Annotated in this window: 18 protein-coding genes; 7 read left to right on the top strand and 11 right to left on the bottom strand. The window is 70.0% G+C overall.

Annotation, left to right across the window (positions count from 1 at the left end; all coding sequences use genetic code 11):
• Positions 1 to 38 precede the first annotated feature (38 nt).
• Positions 39 to 1220 (top strand): acyl-CoA dehydrogenase family protein, encoded by a 1182-nt coding sequence (locus GT347_RS24710; protein ID WP_160554717.1) that lies wholly within the window; start codon positions 39 to 41, stop codon positions 1218 to 1220.
• Here GT347_RS24710 and GT347_RS24715 read toward each other — a convergent pair whose 3' ends face one another.
• Genes GT347_RS24715 through GT347_RS24730 form a run of 4 tightly spaced genes read right to left on the bottom strand, consistent with a single transcriptional unit; the run spans position 1221 to position 6209 of the window.
• The gene (locus GT347_RS24715) at positions 1221 to 2783 is read right to left on the bottom strand and encodes an ATP-binding cassette domain-containing protein (RefSeq protein WP_160554718.1); all 1563 of its coding nucleotides are present in this window, start codon (positions 2781 to 2783) and stop codon (positions 1221 to 1223) included. It lies immediately after the preceding gene.
• A complete protein-coding gene (locus GT347_RS24720; RefSeq protein WP_160554719.1) occupies positions 2780 to 3649 on the bottom strand; it encodes an ABC transporter permease in 870 nt (289 codons plus the stop codon). Before GT347_RS24720 ends, GT347_RS24715 begins: the two co-directional genes overlap by 4 nt.
• The gene (locus GT347_RS24725) at positions 3646 to 4596 is read right to left on the bottom strand and encodes an ABC transporter permease (protein WP_160554720.1); all 951 of its coding nucleotides are present in this window, start codon (positions 4594 to 4596) and stop codon (positions 3646 to 3648) included. The genes GT347_RS24720 and GT347_RS24725 overlap by 4 nt, the downstream gene beginning before the upstream one ends.
• 5 nt (positions 4597 to 4601) lie before the next feature.
• Positions 4602 to 6209, bottom strand: coding sequence for an ABC transporter substrate-binding protein (locus GT347_RS24730; RefSeq protein WP_229722950.1), 1608 nt, complete (start codon positions 6207 to 6209; stop codon positions 4602 to 4604).
• Positions 6210 to 6352: 143 nt separating this feature from the next.
• Between GT347_RS24730 and GT347_RS24735 the strand changes: the two genes are divergently transcribed.
• Genes GT347_RS24735 through GT347_RS24745 form a run of 3 tightly spaced genes read left to right on the top strand, consistent with a single transcriptional unit; the run spans position 6353 to position 9698 of the window.
• On the top strand, positions 6353 to 7612 hold the full coding sequence (locus GT347_RS24735) for an acyl-CoA dehydrogenase family protein (RefSeq protein WP_160554722.1): 1260 nt from the start codon (positions 6353 to 6355) through the stop codon (positions 7610 to 7612).
• Positions 7609 to 8880, top strand: a complete 1272-nt coding sequence (locus tag GT347_RS24740) for an LLM class flavin-dependent oxidoreductase (RefSeq protein WP_160554723.1) — start codon at positions 7609 to 7611, stop codon at positions 8878 to 8880. The genes GT347_RS24735 and GT347_RS24740 overlap by 4 nt, the downstream gene beginning before the upstream one ends.
• Positions 8877 to 9698, top strand: coding sequence for an LLM class flavin-dependent oxidoreductase (locus GT347_RS24745; RefSeq protein WP_160554724.1), 822 nt, complete (start codon positions 8877 to 8879; stop codon positions 9696 to 9698). Before GT347_RS24740 ends, GT347_RS24745 begins: the two co-directional genes overlap by 4 nt.
• A gap of 21 nt (positions 9699 to 9719) precedes the next feature.
• Here the strand turns inward: GT347_RS24745 and GT347_RS24750 are convergent, their stop codons facing one another.
• From GT347_RS24750 to GT347_RS24765, 4 genes are read right to left on the bottom strand one after another with little or no spacing between them, the layout of a single operon-like run.
• Positions 9720 to 10694, bottom strand: a complete 975-nt coding sequence (locus tag GT347_RS24750; RefSeq protein WP_160554725.1) for a Bug family tripartite tricarboxylate transporter substrate binding protein — start codon at positions 10692 to 10694, stop codon at positions 9720 to 9722.
• Positions 10695 to 10722: 28 nt separating this feature from the next.
• Complete coding sequence (locus tag GT347_RS24755) at positions 10723 to 11505, bottom strand: SDR family oxidoreductase (RefSeq protein WP_160554726.1); 783 nt, start codon at positions 11503 to 11505, stop codon at positions 10723 to 10725.
• On the bottom strand, positions 11502 to 12182 hold the full coding sequence (locus GT347_RS24760; RefSeq protein WP_160554727.1) for a fumarylacetoacetate hydrolase family protein: 681 nt from the start codon (positions 12180 to 12182) through the stop codon (positions 11502 to 11504). The genes GT347_RS24755 and GT347_RS24760 overlap by 4 nt, the downstream gene beginning before the upstream one ends.
• 11 nt (positions 12183 to 12193) lie before the next feature.
• The gene (locus GT347_RS24765) at positions 12194 to 13150 is read right to left on the bottom strand and encodes a 2-hydroxyacid dehydrogenase (RefSeq protein ID WP_160554728.1); all 957 of its coding nucleotides are present in this window, start codon (positions 13148 to 13150) and stop codon (positions 12194 to 12196) included.
• A gap of 97 nt (positions 13151 to 13247) precedes the next feature.
• Between GT347_RS24765 and GT347_RS24770 the strand changes: the two genes are divergently transcribed.
• Entirely contained in the window at positions 13248 to 14390 is a 1143-nt protein-coding gene (locus tag GT347_RS24770; protein ID WP_160554729.1) for a citrate/2-methylcitrate synthase, read from the top strand.
• A gap of 14 nt (positions 14391 to 14404) precedes the next feature.
• Here the strand turns inward: GT347_RS24770 and GT347_RS24775 are convergent, their stop codons facing one another.
• Both GT347_RS24775 and GT347_RS24780 read right to left on the bottom strand, forming a co-directional pair.
• A complete protein-coding gene (locus tag GT347_RS24775; RefSeq protein ID WP_160554730.1) occupies positions 14405 to 15433 on the bottom strand; it encodes an OmpA family protein in 1029 nt (342 codons plus the stop codon).
• Positions 15434 to 15481: 48 nt separating this feature from the next.
• A complete protein-coding gene (locus GT347_RS24780; RefSeq protein ID WP_160554731.1) occupies positions 15482 to 15883 on the bottom strand; it encodes a hypothetical protein in 402 nt (133 codons plus the stop codon).
• A gap of 169 nt (positions 15884 to 16052) precedes the next feature.
• Between GT347_RS24780 and GT347_RS24785 the strand changes: the two genes are divergently transcribed.
• Positions 16053 to 16778, top strand: coding sequence for a hypothetical protein (locus GT347_RS24785; RefSeq protein WP_160554732.1), 726 nt, complete (start codon positions 16053 to 16055; stop codon positions 16776 to 16778).
• Between the two features lie 116 nt (positions 16779 to 16894).
• Positions 16895 to 17086 carry a hypothetical protein gene (locus GT347_RS24790; protein WP_229722491.1) on the top strand — a complete coding sequence of 64 codons (192 nt, stop codon included), beginning with the start codon at positions 16895 to 16897 and terminating at the stop codon, positions 17084 to 17086.
• Positions 17087 to 17092: 6 nt separating this feature from the next.
• Here the strand turns inward: GT347_RS24790 and GT347_RS24795 are convergent, their stop codons facing one another.
• A complete protein-coding gene (locus GT347_RS24795) occupies positions 17093 to 17371 on the bottom strand; it encodes a hypothetical protein (protein WP_160554733.1) in 279 nt (92 codons plus the stop codon).
• Between the last annotated feature and the right edge of the window lie 35 nt (positions 17372 to 17406).

Consider the following 17406-nt stretch of genomic DNA (forward strand, 5'->3'; position numbering starts at 1 on the left):
TCTAAACGGAGGACCCGCGCGCGGGGATGCTCGCCGCCATGCTTTTCGAACCCGATCTCTCCACTCCCTATCTGCGCGAGGCCGCCCGGCTGCGCGATGCCTTCGCCGTCGATGCCGTCGCGCACGACCAAGCCGGCGGCCGGCCGCTGGACCAGTTGCGCCTGCTGAAGGACAGCGGCCTGCTGCGCCTGACCCTGCCGCGCGCCTTCGGCGGCGAGGGCCAGCCCTGGTCCACCGCCCTGCGGGTGGGCCGCGAATTCGCCAAGGCCGATGGCTCGCTCGGCCATCTCTTCGGCTACCACTGCTCGTCCCAGCATGCGGCCCATGTGCGGGGCAGCCCACGGCAGGCCGAGGCGCTCTACCGGGCGTCGGCCGAAGGCAACTGGTTCTGGGCCAACAACGCCAACTCGGCCGCGCGCAGCCTGCTGGGCAAATGGCAGGGGGACCACTGGCTGCTCAACGGCAGCAAACCCTTCACCTCGGGCAGCCATATCGCCGACCGGGTACACATCACCTGGATCGACGAGGACTCGGGCCGCACCCTGGACGCCACCATCCCGGCCGACCGCGCCGGCTGGCGGGCACTCGATGACTGGGATGCCTTCGGCCAGCGCCAGACCGGCAGCGGCGCCTGCCGCTACGAAAACGTCCGCGTGGAGGCCGAAGAGGTCTTCGAGCGTACCGGCCCTGCGGATGCGGCCTATCGCACGCTTACCCCTTTCATCCAGCAGAGCGTGCTGCTCAACGTCTTCCTCGGCACGGCCCAGGGCGCACTGCTGGCGGCGCGCGACTACACCGTGAACGAAAGCCGGCCCTGGGTGCATTCGGGCGTGGAGCGGCATGTGGACGACCCTTGGGTCAAGCGTGTTTACGGCGACCTCTACACCCGCACCCTGGCCGCGACCGCGCTGGCCGATCAGGCGCTGGAGGTGCTGGACCGCGTCTGGGAGAAGGGCGATGCCCTGACCGCCGCCGAACGCGGCGAAGCCTCGATCACGCTGGCGGCCGCCAATGCCTTCGCCGGCAACACGGCGCTGGATGTGACCAGCAAGATCTTCGAAGTGACCGGCGCCCGCTCCACTGCCCGCGGCCTGGGCCTGGACCGCTTCTGGCGCAATGTGCGCACGCATACCCTGCACAACCCGGAGGAGTACAAGACCCGCAACGTGGGCTACTGGTTCCTGACCGGCGAGCCGCCGGTGCCCAGCGGCATCCAGTGATCAGGCGGCCCGCGCCAGTGCGGGCACGGCGGCGATCAGCTGCCGGGTGTAGGGGTCGCGCGGACGGCCCAGCACCTCGGCCGCATCGCCGTATTCGCGCAGCTCGCCGTGGCGCAGCACCGCCACCTGGTGGCTCACCTGGCGGATCACACCCAGGTCGTGGGAGATGAAGAGACAGGCCACGCCGGTCTCGCGCTGCAGTGCGGCGATCAGGGCCAGGATCTGCTTTTGCACCGAGACGTCGAGGGCGGAGACGGGTTCGTCCAGAACCACCACCTGCGGTTCCACCGCCAGGGCGCGGGCGATGGCCACACGCTGGCGTTGGCCGCCGGACAGGGTCAGCGGGCGGCGGGCGGCCAGGGCCGGGTCCAGCCCGACCTTGCCCAGCCACACGGCGATGCGTTCTTCATGGCGCGCAGCCGGCTCGCGGCCGAAACGCAGCCACAGCGCCTCGCCGATGACCCGACCCACGGTGTAGCGCGGATCGAAGGCCGAGAGCGGATCCTGGTGCACGAACTGGATGGTCCGCGCCCGGCTGGGCGCCGGCGCCAGGGCCTCGGTGCGGATGCGGCCCTCGCTGGCCGTCTCCAGCCCGGCGACGATGCGGGCCAGCGTGGTCTTGCCCGAGCCCGATTCGCCGACCAGGCCGAGGGTGCGGCCGCGCCGCAGTTCGATGCTCACCCCGCGCAGGGCCTCGCGCCCGGCGAAGCGTTTGGAGATGTCGTCGGCATGCAGGATCACCGGCGCGCTGCCGGCATCGGCCGCCAGCCCAGGGCCATCGAAATGCGGGATCGCATCGATCAGGCTGCGGGTGTACTCGTGCGTGGGATGGTGCAGCACCCGCGCCATGTCGCCGCTCTCCACCACCTGGCCCTGGCGCAGCACCAGCACCCGGTCGGCCAGGCGCGATACCACGCCCAGGTCGTGGCTGATGAGGATCAGGGCGATGCCCTGGCGCTTCAACTCGGCGAAGAGGGCGAGGATCTCCTGCTGTACCGATACGTCGAGGGCGGTGGTGGGCTCGTCGGCGATCAGCACCGGCGGCCGGCCGGCGATGGCGGTGGCGATCAGCGCGCGCTGGCGCAGGCCGCCCGAGAGCTGGGCGGGGTATTCGCCGTAGCGGGTGGCCGGCTCTGGCATCTGCGCCTGGGCCAGCAGCTCCAGTCCACGGGCGCGCAGGGCGCCGCGCGGGGCGGAGCCGGTGGCGCGAATGGCTTCCTCCAGCTCCTGGCCGATGGTGCGCAGCGGGTCCAGCGAGACCAGCGCGTCCTGCAGGATGTAGCCGACGCCCTGGCCGCGGATGCCGCGCCAGGCGCGTTCGCCCAGGCCGAGCAGGTTCTGTCCGTCCAGCTCCAGCGCATCGGCCTCGATGCGGGCATTGGGGCTGTTCAGGCCGATCAGGCACCGCGCGCTGACACTCTTGCCCGAGCCCGATTCGCCGACCAGGGCCACGCATTCGCCGGGCCGCACGTCGAAGCTCACACCGGATACGGCACGGCGCAGCTGGCCATGGGCCTCGAAGCTCACCCGCAGGTTGCGTACATGGACCAGGGGCGCATTCACAGCCGGCCCTCCGAGCGCTGCTGCAGCCAGCGGCCGAGCAGGGTGGTGCTCATCACGAACAGGGTGATCGCCACGCCGGGAAACACCGCGGCCCACCAGCCCATCACCAGGAAGTTGCGGGCATTGGTCAGCATGGCGCCCCATTCCGGCGAGGGCGGCGGGTTGCCCAGGCCCAGGAAACTCAGGGCCGCGCCCGCCAGCGTGGCGCTGCCCAGGCCCATGGTGGCCACCACCACCAGCGGCCGCAGCGCGTTGGGCACGATGTGGCGCAGGATCACTTCCGGGCCGCTCAGGCCCAGGGCCCGCGACGCCTCCACATAGCTGGCCGAACGCACCCGCAGGGTCTCGGCCCGCACGATGCGGGTGTAGTAGGGAATGCCGGCGATGCCGATGGCGATGGCCGCGTTGAACACGCCGCTGCCGAACAGCGAGACGATGAAGACGGCCAGCAGCAGCTCCGGAAAGGCCGCGCCGATGTCGGTGATACGCAGCACCACGGTCGGCACCACACGCCTTGTCAGTCCGGCCAGCAGGCCGAGCACCGTGCCCACCGCCAGCGAGATCGCCACCGCCCCGATGCCCAGCAGGATCGACGGCCGCGCGCCGTGCACCACCCGGGTGTAGACATCGCGCCCGATCTGGTCCGTGCCCAGCAGGTGCTGTGTCGAGGGCGCTTCCAGGATGTGCCGGCGGTCGGCGCCCAGCGGGTCGCTCGGCGCCAGCAGGTCCGGCCACAGCGCGGCGCAGAGCAGCAGCAAAAAGACCGCCAGGCTCAGGCCCGCGGCCACGGTGGAGGCGCGCGGCAGGCGCCAGCGGCGCACCGCCGGGCCGTGCCAAGGCGGTGTCGTCAGGAGGGTGGTGTTCATGGGGCGGGCGCCGTCTTCAGGCGGTGGTCGATGAGGATGTAGGCGAAGTCGATCAGGGTGTTGACCAGCACGAAGGCGATGGTGCTCACGCTGACCAGCCCGAGCACCAGCGGCATGTCCTGCCGCGTCACGGCATTGACCAGCAGGCGGCCCAGGCCGGGCCGGCCGAACAGGGTCTCGGTGATGGCCGCGCCGCCCAGCAGCGCGCCGAAACCGAAGCCCAGCATGGTGAGGTAAGGGATGAGCGCATAGCGCAGCGCATGGCGCAGCTTCACGCCCAGCACCGAGAGGCCGCGGGCGCGGGCGGTGGTGATGAAGGGCTGCTCCAGCACGTCCTCCATCGCCCGCCGCAGCACCTGCGCCAGCGGCGCGGCGGTGGGCAGGGCGATGGTCAGCGCCGGCAGGATCAGGGTGCGCAGGTCGCCCGCGTCCAGCATCGGGAACACCCGCCACCAGACCGAGAACAGCAGCATCAGGAGGAAGCCGATCCAGAACACCGGCGTGGAGGCCAGCACCAGTTCGACCGCACCGGCGATCGCGCTGGCGCGGCGGCGGCCGGCGCTCAGCACCCCGGCCGCCAGCGACAGCAGCACCGCGAAGCCGCTGGCCAGCCCCGCCAGCGCCAGGGTGGGCCGGGCCTGCTCGGCGATCAGCGCGGCCACCGGCTGCTCCTGCACATAGGACATGCCCAGGTCGCCGTGCAGCAGGCGGCCGAGATAGAACAGGTACTGCAGCGGCAGCGGCTGGTCGAGGTGGTATTCGCGGCGGATCGCGGCCAGCACCTCGGCGGTGATCGCCACCGCGTCGCCGCCCGCGCCGGCGATCACGAAGGCCGGGTCCACCGGAACCAGGCGCAGCGCGAAGAAGGCCGCGGTGAGGGCGCCCAGCACGGTGAGCGCGGCCAGGCCCAGTCGCCGGGCGATGCGGAACAACCGGGAATCCGCCATGGCGCTTACTTGCCGATCCAGGCGTCGAAGAGATAGGGCTGCGGCCAGGCCTTGTCCCAGGCCACGCCGTGCACGTTCTTCTGGATGGCGACCAGCCGGGCGCGCGAGTACAGCGGCACCGAGGGCGCGAAGTCGGGCAGGATCTCCTGCGCCTCGGCGTAGTAGCGCGCACGGTCGGGCGACTTGCCGGAGGAGCGTGCCTGGGCCAGCACCGCGTCGAGTGCCGGGATGCGCAGGAAGGACGCGTTCGATCCCACCGTGCTGCCGTCGCTGATGTTGTCGCTGCCGTAGAGCCGCCACAGCTGCATGCCGGTGGCCTCCGACTGGAAGGTGCCGAGCAGGCCGTAGTTGCCGTTGTAGAGGCGCTCGGGCAGGTCGGTCACCGGCTGCAGCTGGATGTCGAAGCCGAGTTTCCTGGCGTCGATCTGCACCTGCTCCAGCGTGCGCTGGGCCAGCTGGTCGTTGTCGGCATAGGGGATGAAGGAGGCCAGGCGCTTGCCGTCCTTGCTGCGGAAGCCCTGGGCGTCGCGCTGCTTCCAGCCGGCCTCGTCGAGCAGGCGGGCGGCCTGTTCGGGGTCGTACTGGATCCGGTTCTTCAGGTCCTTGGCGAAGTCGGGGGTGGTGCTGGCCAGGTACTCCTGCACGGGATAGGCGCCGAAGGTGGCGCTGGCGACGATCTCCTCGCGGTTCAGGCCATGCAGCAGGGCCTTGCGCACTTCGACCTGGTCGAAGGGCGGGCGGCGGGTGTTGAGGTGCAGGCTGTAGCCGACGCCGGGCAGCAGGAACTCCTGGGTCTGGAAGTCGGCATTGGCCTTGACCTGCTTGGCGTACTCGGGCGCGATGAAGTCGACCACATGGGCTTCCTTGGTGGCCAGGGCGTTGAAGCGGGTCTGGTCCTCGGGCAGGAAGACGTACTTGATGCTGTCCAGGTAGGCCGCGCCCTGGTGGAAGGGGGCGGGAGCCCAGTGGTAGTCGTCGTTGCGCACATAGGTCAGGCTCTGGCCCTTGACCCAGTTGTCGAACTTGAAGGGGCCGGTGCCTATGAGTTTGGTGGCCAGCGACTTGGGGTCCTGCTCGATCTGCTGCCTGGACAGGATGCCGAAGTAGGGCGCCGCGATCAGCGTGAGGAAGCTCGATTCCGGCGTGCCCAGCTTCACCGAGACGGTGTACTCATCGACGACGGTGGCCACCGGCTTGAGTTTGGCCGTGGAGCCGGTGGACTTGTTGGCCGGGTTGTTCACGTAATCGAAATTGGCCTTGACCGCCTCGGCGTTGAAGGGCGTGCCGTCGTGGAACTTCACGTCCTTCCTCAGGTGGAAGACATAGGTGCTGGCGTCGTCCGACACCTCCCAGCTGCTGGCCAGCCAGGGCTCGTAGCTGCCGTCGCCCTTGTCCCAGACCAGCGAGTCCAGGGCGGGACGCACCGAATGCGCGCCCGAGCCCTGGTCCACCAGCGGATTGAGCTGCGCCGGCTCGGCGCGGATGGCCACCACCAACTGGCCGCCGCGCACCGGTTCGGTCTGCGCGGTGGGGGTCGTGTCCGGCGCGGCTTCGGGCGCAGCCTCCTTCTTGGAGCAGGCCGCCAGCGCCAGTCCGACCAGGCTGACGCCCACGGTCAAGGCCAGTCTGCGGGTGAAAAAAGAGCCGAGGCGCTTAGACGGAATCTGCCGGGTCATAGAAGAAATTCATTCGTTTGGGTGCTTAAGAGTCAAAAGTATGATCCATAAGAAATGTGTTTGTTATTAGGTTTGTGTATATGAATTCACGTTTCCGGATGGACGGCCTGTCCCTTGGTTTCGAAGGCGCGCAGGCCCAGGCGCTGGATGCGGTGTTGACGACGCTGGCGGACAAAGCGGCCGAGCGCGACCGGCTGGGCGGCTCGCTGGCGGCCGAGCTGCGGCAGCTGGCCGAGGCCGGCGCCACATCGGCCCGGCTGCCGGTGGCCCAGGGGGGGCGCGGTTTCTCGTATTCGCAGAACGTCGATCTGCTCATCGCCCTGGCCCGCGCGGACTCCAGCGCGGCGCAGAGCCTGCGTTCGCACTTCCTCTACGTGGAGCACCTGGTCAGCGCGCCCGAACTCCCGGGCAGCGACTTCGGCGCGGCCGAGGTGGCGCGCGGCCGGCTCTTCGCCAGCGCCACGACGGAAATCGGCAACGTGGCCGTGGGGGCCGTCGGCACCACCGTGCTGCCGGACCTGCAGGGCCGGTTGCGGCTGGACGGCTCCAAGTTCTATACGACCGGGGCGGGCTACGCGGACTGGGTCAATGTCTTCGCGGGCGATGCCGAAGGGCAGCATGTGATCGCCACCGTGGAGCGCGAAACCCCCGGCGTGACCGTGGTGGACGACTGGGACGGCGTGGGCCAGCGACTCACCATGAGCGGCACCATGCAGTTCGACCAGGTGGCCGTCGATCCGGCCCGGGTGCGGCGGCGTTCGCAGTCGGAGGACCGGCCCTCCGGCCGCCACGACGCCATGGCCCAGCTCACCCACCTGGCCACACTCACCGGCATCGCCATCCGCGCCTTCGAAGATGCGGCTGGCTGGCTGCAGGGCCGCAAGCGCCATTTCAGCCATGCGGCGGCGCCGGTGCCTGCGTTGGATCCGCTGGTGCAGGAATTGATCGGCCGCCTTTCGGCTGTGGCCGGCACTGCGCTGCTGGCCGTGCGCTCGGCCGCGCGCCAGCTTGAAACCCCGCGTGCCGATGCCTCGGGCGACCCCTTCGCCGATGCCCACCGCAGCGTGACCCAGCTGCAGGTGGTGCTGCCGGCGCTGGTGCTCGATGCCACGCAGGCCCTGTTCGACATCGGCGGCGGCTCCATGGTGGTGGCCGGCCGGGGCTTCGACCGCCACTGGCGCAACGCCCGCACGCTGGCATCGCACAACCCTTCGCCGCAGAAGGCGCGGGTGCTGGGCAACGAGGCCCTGAACGGCGTGGCGCTGCCGGACATCTGGTATGCCGGCACGGCGGCGCCGGCGGCCTCGCCGGGCGTGGTCCGCAGCGGAGTGGCGGGATGAGCGGTTTCATCCTCAACGCCAATGTCTACGACTTCGGCGCCGACGCCGGTGCCTGGCGCGCGCCGGGCACCCAGGCGCTGGACAACCTGGACGAAGCCTTCTGGCGCCGGATCGCCCGCACGGCGGAAGACGGCGGGCTCGACGGCATCTTCCTGGCCGACGGCCCGGGCCTGTCGTCCAACCCCGCGATCCGGCCCAACCGCATGGTGGAGCCGCTGGCCACGCTGGCGGTGGTGCTGTCGGAGACCACACGCCTGGGCGTGATCGCCACCGTCTCGACCGGCGCCAACGATCCGCTGGAGCTGGCCGGCCGTCTGCTGGACTACAACCTGCTGTCCCAAGGCCGCTTCGGCTGGAACGTGGTGACCGGCTTGCCGGTGCTGTCCGCGCAGGATTTCCAGGTGCCGCAGGCGCCGGAGCGCGAGGACCGGTATGCCCGGGCGACCGAGTTCCTGGCGGTGTACCGGGGCTATCTGGCGGCAGTGCAGCAGGGCTCGGGCTTCGAGCATGCGGGCGAGCGTTTCCGTTATTCCGTGAGCGCTGAAGAGTTGCCCACGCAAGGCCCGGCCGCGCGTTTCGCTGCCGCGGTCAGCCCGCTGATCGTGCAGGCCGGCGGCTCCGAGCAGGGCCGGCGCCTGGCCGCCGGCAGCGCCGATGCGGTGTTCTCGGCCGAGACCGTCTTCGAGGTCGCGCGCCGCAATCGGCAGGAGCTGCACACCATGGCACGTGAACTCGGCCGCCGTCCGCCGGTGGTGCTGCCGGGTGTGCATCTGGTGATCGGCTCGACCGAGGCGGAAGCCGAGGCGCGTTTCCAATTGGTGCACCAGCGCGGCCCCGAGGGCTATGTGCTGAAGCGCTTCGCCAGCCTGCTGGATGTGGATGCGGCGCTGCTCGATTTGGAAGCCCCCGCCTCCGCGCTGGACCAACTGGCCGGCTCCACCGAACGCGGCTCGGCGGGTTTCCGCAAGGCGATCACCGCCTACGGCAAGGCCAATGGCCTGAGCATCGCCCAACTGGTGCGCCACTTCTCCGGCTTCGGCCACCAGTTCTTCGTCGGCACGCCCGAGCAGTTCGCTGATGTGGCCGAACGCTGGTGGCGCGGCGATGCGGCCGACGGCTTCAATCTGCTGTTCGACGCCAATCCGCTGGGCATGCAGGAATTCGTGGACCAGGTGGTGCCGGTGCTGCGCCAACGCGGCCTGGTGGCGCCGGAGCCGCCGTCGCGCCATGTGCCCTTCGCGCAAAGACTCAAGGAGCTGTCGGCATGAGTGTCATCCTCGATATCTCAGGTTTGGCGCTGGCCGAACTCACCGCCGCGCTGGCCGTGGGCGGACCGCAGGCCGCATCGCTCGGCAAGGCGCTGGACCGGCTACCCGTGGCCGCCTTCTCGCTGGGCTTGAACGAGGCCGGCGGACGGCCACGCGATGCCTTGGTGCTGGCCTCCTTCCTGCTGGCCCATACCCGCAGCAGCCGTTTCGTGGCCGGGGCCGATCCGGCCCGCCAGCATCCGATCAACCTGGCGCGCAATCTCTCCACGCTGAGTGCGCTGCACGGCCAGCGCATCGCCGTGGGGCTGTGGGCCGATGCGCCGACCGTGGCCTGGTTCCGGCCCGACGCGGCTTCGCCCGCCACGCCCGCGGATTACCTGCGCCTGCTGTCCTCGCTGTGGGACAGCTGGCCGCTGCAGGCCATGGTGGGCGACAGCGAGGCCGGCGTCTTCGTGGATGCGGGCCAGCTGGTGCGGATCGCCGATCCGGCCTATGCCTCGATCGGCGGGCCGCTGACCCTGCCGACGGACCAGTCCGCCAAGCCGCCGCTGGTGTTGCTAGGCGCTGGTGCGGCCGACCCGGCCATCGACCTGCACCTGCTGCCTTCGGGCGCGGCCCGCTTCGAAGGCCGGGGCGCCGTGTTGCTGACCGGCCTGCAGACACTGGATGCACTGCTGGCCTGGAGCCCGCCCGAAGGCATCGAGGCGAAGACAGTCCCCGGCCCGATCCGCCAGGCCCTGGGCCTGGGCCCCAGCCGCAAGACCGCCACCGCCGGGGAAGCCGTGTTCCGCGACCCGCTCAAGGCCGCGCAGGTCTGAAGCAAAAGGCGCGGCTCCAGCCTACTCCGGCTGGATGCCCGCCTCCTTCACCACCTTGCCCCACTTCACCAGATCGGACTTGATCAGCGCCGCGTACTCCTCCGGCGTGCCGCCCTGGATCTCGATGCCGGCGGCTTCGAGCTTGGTGCGCACGTCGGGCATCTTCAGGGCCGCGTTGATCTCGGCATTGAGCTTCTGCACGATGGCCTTGGGCGTGCCGGCCGGCGCCAGGAAGCCGCCATTGGTGTTGGCGTCGTAGCCCTTCAGGCCTTGCTCCTCGGCGGTCGGCACGTCCGGCAGGCTGGCCGCGCGTTTGCGGGTGGACACGGCCACCGCCCGCACATTGCCGCCCTTGACCTGCGACTGGATGGCGCTGACGGTGTCGATATAGAGCGAGGTGCGGCCGGCCAGCAGGTCGGGCGCGGCGGCGGACGATCCCTTGTAGGGCACCAGCAGCATCGGCACGCCGCTGGCCATGCGGAACATCTCGGCCGCCATCTCCTGCGCGCTGCCGCGGCCCGAGGTGGCGACCTTGGCGGCGTCCGGATGGGCCTTCATCCAGGCGATGAACTCCGGCAGTGTCTTGGCGGGGATCTGCGGATAGATCGCGAACACCAGCGGCACCTCATGGGTGTAGACGATGGGCTCGAAGCTCTTCTCCGGATCCCAGCCCAGGTTCTTGAACAGGAACTTGTTGATGTTGTGGCTGCCGCCCACGATGCCGATGGTGTAGCCGTCCGGCGGCGACTTGGCCAGCACGTCGGTGCCCAGGTTGTTGGAGGCGCCGGGGCGGTTCTCCACGATCACGGCCTGGCCGAGCGAGGTGGTGAGTTTGTCGCCGACCACCCGGGCGATGATGTCGATCGCGCCGCCGGGCGGGGCCGGCACGATGATCTTGATGGGCCGCGTAGGATAGGCGGCGTCGGCCGCCCAGGTGGGCAGGCTGGCCAGGCAGGCCGTGGCGGCCAGCAGGCGGATGAGGGTCTTGCGTTGCATGTCTTTGTCTCCTTGGATTTGCTTTTCTTCAGCCGCGCCCGACGAAGGGCATGGCGCTGGCCATCACCGTCAGGTTGAGGATGTTGGCGCTCAGCGGCAGGCCAGCGATATGGCGCACCGCGTCTGCCACGTGCCTGGCGTCCATCATGGGTTCGGGCGCCGTCGTGCCGTTGGCCTGCAGCACGCCGCGGGTCATGCGTTCGGAGAGTTCCGTCAGCGCATTGCCGATGTCCACTTGGCTGGCCACGATGTTGTAGGCCCGGCCGTCCAGCGCCAGCGCCTTGGTGATGCCAGTCACCGCGTGTTTGCTGGCGGTGTACGGCGCGGTGAAGGGCCGCGGCGTGTGCGCCGAGATCGAGCCGTTGTTGATGATGCGGCCGCCCTGCGGCGACTGCCGCCGCATCAGCCCGAAGGCGGCGCGGGCGCAGAGGTAGACGCCGGTCACGTTGGTGTTGATGACGTTGAACCACTTCTCCAGCGGCAGCTCGTCCATGGGCAGCGCGGGGGCGTTCACGCCGGCGTTGTTGAAGAGCACGTCGAGGCGGCCGAAGCGGCTTTCGATGGCGGCGAAGAGTGCTTCGACGCTGAGCGGATCGGTCACGTCGGTGGGCACGGCCAGGGCGGTCTGGCCGCGCGCGGCGGCTTCGTCGGCGATGGCCTGCAGGGGCTCGGCGCGGCGGCCGGCGAGCACGACGGTCCAGCCGTCTTCGAGCATGCCGAGCGCCACGCAGCGGCCGATGCCGCTGCCGGCGCCGGTCACCAGGGCGATCTTGGGGGTGGGGGTGGTGGTCAAAGATGTGTCTCCTGTCATCGGATCTGCATGGAAATTTCGGCGATGCCTTCGATGCCGGCGCGCAGCGTGTCGCCGCGCAGCAGCGGGCCGACGCCGGCCGGCGTGCCGGTGAAGACCAGGTCGCCGGGCAGCAGGCGCACCGAGCGCGAGAGCATGGCGACCAGTTCGGGCACGCTCCAGAGCAGCTCGGCGAGGTCGGAGCGCTGGCGGTCCGTGTCGTTCACCGACAGCCAGATCGCGCCCGCTTCGGGGTGGCCGATGTCGGCGGCCGCCCGCAGCGGCGAGCAGGGCGCGGAATGGTCGAAGGCCTTGGCGGGCTCCCAGGAGCCGCCCTCGCGTTTGGCCTGCTGCTGCAGGTCGCGGCGGGTCATGTCCAGTCCGAGCGCGTAGCCCCAGATGTGGTGCTGCCCATCGGCGGGCGCGATGTCCTGGCCGGCCCGGCCTATTGCCGCGACCAGTTCCACTTCATGGCAGAAATCCGCGGTCTGCGGCGGGTAGGGCAGGGCGCCCTCGGCGGGCACCACGGCGGTGGCGGGTTTCATGAACCAGCCCGGCATCTGCCGGGGCCGGGGCTCGCCGGCGGTCCAGGGATAGTTGCGGCCGATGCAGAACACCCGGTGGATGGGAAAACGCGCGGCCTGGCCGTGCACCGCCAGGCTGGCCTGCGCGGGCGGGGGGATGACGTAGTCCGTCATGGCGCCGTCCCTCAGGTGGTCAGGCTCATGGCCGGGCGCTGGCCGGCCAGGGCCTGGGCCACGCTGTCGAGCACCATGCGGGCCATGGCGGCGCGGGTCTCCCAGGTGGCGCTGGCGCGGTGGGCCTGCAGGGTGACGCGGTCGGACCGGCGCAGGGCGTCGGGCACGCGGGGTTCGTCCACGAACACGTCGAGCCCGGCGCCGGCGATGCGGCCGGCGACGATGGCGGCGGCGAGGTCGTCCTCGTTGACCAGCCGGCCGCGCGCCACGTTCACCAGGAAGCCGCGGGGGCCCAGGGCATCAAGCACGGCGGCATCGACGATGCCCTCGGCCTTGTCGGCGGCGGCGCAGAGCACCAGGGCGTCCGAATCGCGGGCCAGTTCGACCAGATCGGGCACGAAGCGGTGGGGCACGTCGTCCATCGCACGCAGGTCGGTATAGGCGATGGGACAGCCGAAGGCGGCGGCGCGCTGGGCGACGGCCCGGCCGACACGGCCCAGGCCGACGATGCCGACCCGCATGCCGCTGAAGCGCCGCGCCAGCGGAACGGCGCTGGGCTGGGGATGCTGCTCCCATTGGCCGTCGCGCACGAAGCGGTCCACCGCGCAGAGGTTGCGGCAGGCGGCGATCAGCAGGCCGATGGCCAGGTCGGCCACGTCCTCGGTCAGCGCGCCCAGGGTGGCGGTCACCGGCAGGCCGCGTGCCCGGCAATAGGCCAGGTCGACCGCATCGGTGCCCACGCCGTTCACGGCCACCACCTTCAGCGCCGGCAGCCGCTCCAGCATGGGCACGGCGATGCCGGTGTGGCCGCCGGTGATCACGGCCTGGATGCTCGCGCCGTGCTCTTGCAGCCAGGCTTCGGGATCGGCCATCTCGAAATGGCGGTGCATCTGGTAGAGCGAGGCCAGCTCGTCGTTGACCTCGGGAATCAGGATGGGGTTGAGCTGCAGGACCTGGGGTTTCGTCATCGTTTGTCTCCGTGCCGGCATCCTAGTGAGGCATTGATCGAAAAGGCAATGTTGACGGGTAAGATCAACATATTGCTTTCCCTGATGTACCAAAGACATGGCTACCTGGATCACGATGGACGAGGTGTGCACCCAGCTCGGCGTGCAGCCGCAGACGGTGTATGCCTACGTCAGCCGTCACAAGCTGGAGGCCACGCCCGACCCTGCCGACCCGCGCCGCAGCCTCTACCGGGCCGAGGACGTCGCCGTGCTGGCACAGCGCAAGCAGGCCGGCCGCAAGCCGGAGACGCTGGCGGCCAACACGCTGTTCGGCTCGCAGCCGAGCATTCCGACGGCGCTGTCCACCTTCCATCGCGGCCGGCTGTACTACCGCGGCCGGGATGCCGTCGAACTCGCCCGCGGCGCCACGCTGGAAGAGGTGGCGCGCCTGCTGTGGGGCGCGCAGCAGCCGGTGGTGTTCGCCTGCCCGGCGGCGGCGCGGGTGGCGCGGCCGGGCCGGGTGGCGGCCTTCACCGGCCTGGCCGGCCTGGCGGCGACCGGCCATTCCACCCAGGGCCGGCTGACGGCGGTGCTGCACGAGGAGGCCCAGTCGCTCGTCGGCCCCCTGGCCGCGGCCTTCGGTGCCGGCACCGGCAAGGCGCCGCTGCACCTGCGTTTCGCCCAGGGCTGGCGGCAGCCGGCCGATGCGGCCGAGCTGCTGCGTTCGGCCATGGTGCTGCTGGTGGACCATGAGCTGACCAGCTCGGCCTTCACCGCCCGCATCGCCGCCTCCGCCGGCGCCAGCCTGCCGGCCTGCCTGCTGGCGGGCATGACGACCCTGTCCGGCCCGCTGCATGGCGATGCCTCCGGCCGGGTGCAGGCCTTGTTCGGCGAGGTGGAGCGTTCGGGCGAGGAGCAGGTGCTGACGCATTACCTCTCCACCGGCCTGCCGCTGGCCGGCTTCGGCCACCATCTCTATCCCGACGGCGATCCGCGTGCGGCGGCCTTGCTGGCGCTGTTCGAGCCGCCGCCGGTGATCGCGCGTTTCATCGCCAAGGTGCAGAAGCTGACCGGGCTGCGGCCCAATATCGATGCGGCGCTGGCCGCGCTGGTGGCCCATTGCCGGCTGCCGGCGGATGCGGCCTTCGGCCTCTTCACCACCGCGCGCAGCATCGGCCTGCTGGCGCACAGCCTGGAGCAGCTGTCGGTGGCGCAGGTGATCCGCCCGCGCGGCCGCTACGTCGGGCCGCCGCCGGGCTAGGAGCCTGGGCCGGCTTACTGGAGCACCAGTTCCACCCGCCGGTTCTTCGCACGGCCTTCTTCGGCGGCATTGCTGGCCAGCGGCGCCAGGCTGGCGACGCCGCGGCCGACCATGCGCGCAGCCTCGATCTTGTAGCTGGCGGCCAGCGCGCCGGCCACCGCCTGCGCGCGCTGCTGGGACAGCGCCATGTTGGATTCCAGCGAGCCCTGGTTGTCGGTATGCCCGACGATGTAAACCCGCAGCGCCGGCTGCGCCTTCAGCAGCTTGGCCATCTCGGCGAGCTGGGCCGTCGATTCGGGCTTGATCTGGGCCTTGCCGGTATCGAAGAACAGGCCGTAGAGGGCGATCCTGCCCTCGGCCTTCAGGCCCTTGTCCAGCGCCTCGGTATCCACCGTGACCTGCCCGGTCGGCATGGCCTTGGGTTCGGCCACCTGCACGAAGGTGGCGGCCTGGTTGGTGCTGATATCGCTGGCCACCGAGCTGTAGATGAGCACATGCACCAGCTGCCCGTTGCGTGGCAGGGTGCCGTACCAGAAGCGGCCCTGCTCGGTGGTCGCCGTGCCGGCGTTCAGGCTGTAGCGGCTTCCGGTGGGGGTGATCACGCTGCCCGCGGCCCAGGTCATGCCCGAGGTATAGGCATCGTTGCGGCGCATGGCGCGGTAGAGCGGCGCGCACTGGCTCTCGCAGGAAAAGCGGCGCTGGAAGCCGGCGCCGGTCAGCGCCTGCTCGTAATTGCGGAAGACTTCCAGCGGCGACTTGCCGGGCGGGGAGACATAGATCGCCTTGGTCACACGGCCTTCGACCGTGACCGGATCGACCCAGCTCTCGTCCTTGACGGCCATGCCGCTCGGAAAGCTCGCCTGCTCCCATTCGTTGAACTTGTAGCCCGCCATCCAGGAGCCGCTGAAGCGCTGGATCAGCGGATGGTCGCGCCCGCCCTTGACATCGGCCTGAACCGCGTCGGCGGCGGCCATGCCGGCGGAGCCTGCCAGCAGCAGAGCGCCTGCCAGGAACCAGTTGCGTATCCGTCCCCTGTCGATCATGTGTCGTTCCTTTGTAAAGGAACGCATGATAGGGGGCGGTGGACGCCGCTACATCATCCAGCCGGCCGTCTGTCGGATGTCGAGGGCGCCGATGATTTCGCGGAAGGCCCGACTGCGCGCCAGGCAGTAATCCGGATCGCGCGGGTCTTCCACCCGGGTATGGGTGGGCGGGTTGCGGCTGAGATCCATGGCCGCTCCGCGCAGTGTTTCACGCTGCTCCATGGTCAGGCGGCTGATGGCCGAGCCCAGGCGGCGATGCACCGCGTAGAGTGCGGATTCCCAGTCCTGCGGGCTCTTGTCGTGCAGGTCGAGTTCGCCGAAGCGGGGCTGGCCCGGCGCCACCAGGTCGAGCACCGCGTGGAAGGCCTCGATGCGGCCGACGTAATATCCACGGGGATTGGGCCGCGTCACGGCCTCTCGTCGGCTTGTCGCGGCATGGGTGCTGTGCATGGTCCGGCCTTCCGTCTCGTCGGTGCAACTGAACGCCTGCTATTTACACAGGCAACAGCTTCATCGCGGCGGAAATCAGCTTTTCGGATGCGATGAACGCGAGTCCATTATGCCCATTTGCCGGGGCTTATGGTCATGAATGCCCTACGGGGAGAACGGAGTAACGATCTTGCCTGGTGCGCACCCCGCCGATTCCTTCAACCGCCAGCGACGCAACCTGCTGACCGCGAGCACCGCGCTGGCCTTGATCGGCGGCGCCGAGCTGCGCATAGAGCAGTTGCCGATCTGGGACAACGCATTCAATGCGGACAAGGTGTGGGTGCTGTACCTGGTGATCTGGGCAGTGTGTTTCTACTGCCTCTTGGGCTTCGTGGTGCACCTGCTGTCGGAGCGCTCCACGCGGCTGGGCGGCATCCTGGAGGACGCCAAACGCTCAGGTGTGCGGCAGTACCTGCACCGGCTCGGCCAGAAGCGGGGCGGGCGCGCCGAGCACACCGAGACGCCGGATCCGGTCTCGGTCTGGCCGATGGATATCGAGGTGGAGATCCACAAGCATTTCGAGGCCGAACGCCTGCGCGGCACACAGGGCGAAGGCGGGCCGGCCGTCCTGGTGGAGCGCGACATCGTCCAGATCAACCGTCCGCTGTGGGCCGCGCTGGTGCTGCGTGGCGTGCTGCTGCGCCTGGGTTCGGGCACGGTGTTCCTGGAATACGTGCTGCCGCTGCTGTGGTTCCTGCTGGCGCTCTGCATCGCCAACGGCACCGACTGGCCGGGCGCGTTCCATCAGATCTGGCAGCAGGCCTTCAGCGATTCCGAGGTGGTGCGGCAAGCCGATGCGCTGTCGGGCCTGTCGCAGACCTTATGTGTCTGGCCGCGCCGCAACCTGCTGCACTAGGAGCCTGGGGGTCGTTTTCCGACAGCGGGCATCCGGGTTCGACCGACACGGACCGCCGCGCGGCGATCGCAATCTGACTCACATCGAGACAGGCCTGCACGGCCCAGGAGACCTCCATGCCCCAAGGCGACAAATCCAGCTACACGGACAAGCAGAAGCGCGAAGCCCGCCACATCGAGCAAGGCTACGAGCAGCGCGGCGTCGGCAAGAACGAGGCCGAACGCCGGGCCTGGGCCACCGTCAACAAGGAAAGCGGCGGCGGCCGCAAGAGCGGCTCCGGGCGCAAAGCGGCCGGGCGGTCTTCCTGAGGCCTGTCAGGCGGCTGTGGTCGTGTTGGGCAAAGGCGTGGTCTGACCGTCGATCCCGACGATGGCGCCCGGGCTGCCGTCGTCGATCTCCAGCGCCACGCCCAGGAAGCTGTCCTTCTCCGGCGGGGGGACGTCGCCGAGGGCGGTGCGGCCGGTCTGCCGCAGTTCCATCAGCTCGCGGTACTGCGTGCTGCCGATGATCAGCTTCCGGGGATTCTGGTTGCCATGCGCCGTCCAGTGGGCGCGCAGGGCGCCGACGAGGCTTTCGTAGATATTGCTGCTCATGCCGCCATTGTCCCAGCGTGGCGGCACGGGCCGAC

Origin of the sequence: Xylophilus rhododendri (genome assembly GCF_009906855.1) — a bacterium.
Classification (GTDB): domain Bacteria; phylum Pseudomonadota; class Gammaproteobacteria; order Burkholderiales; family Burkholderiaceae_C; genus Xylophilus; species Xylophilus rhododendri.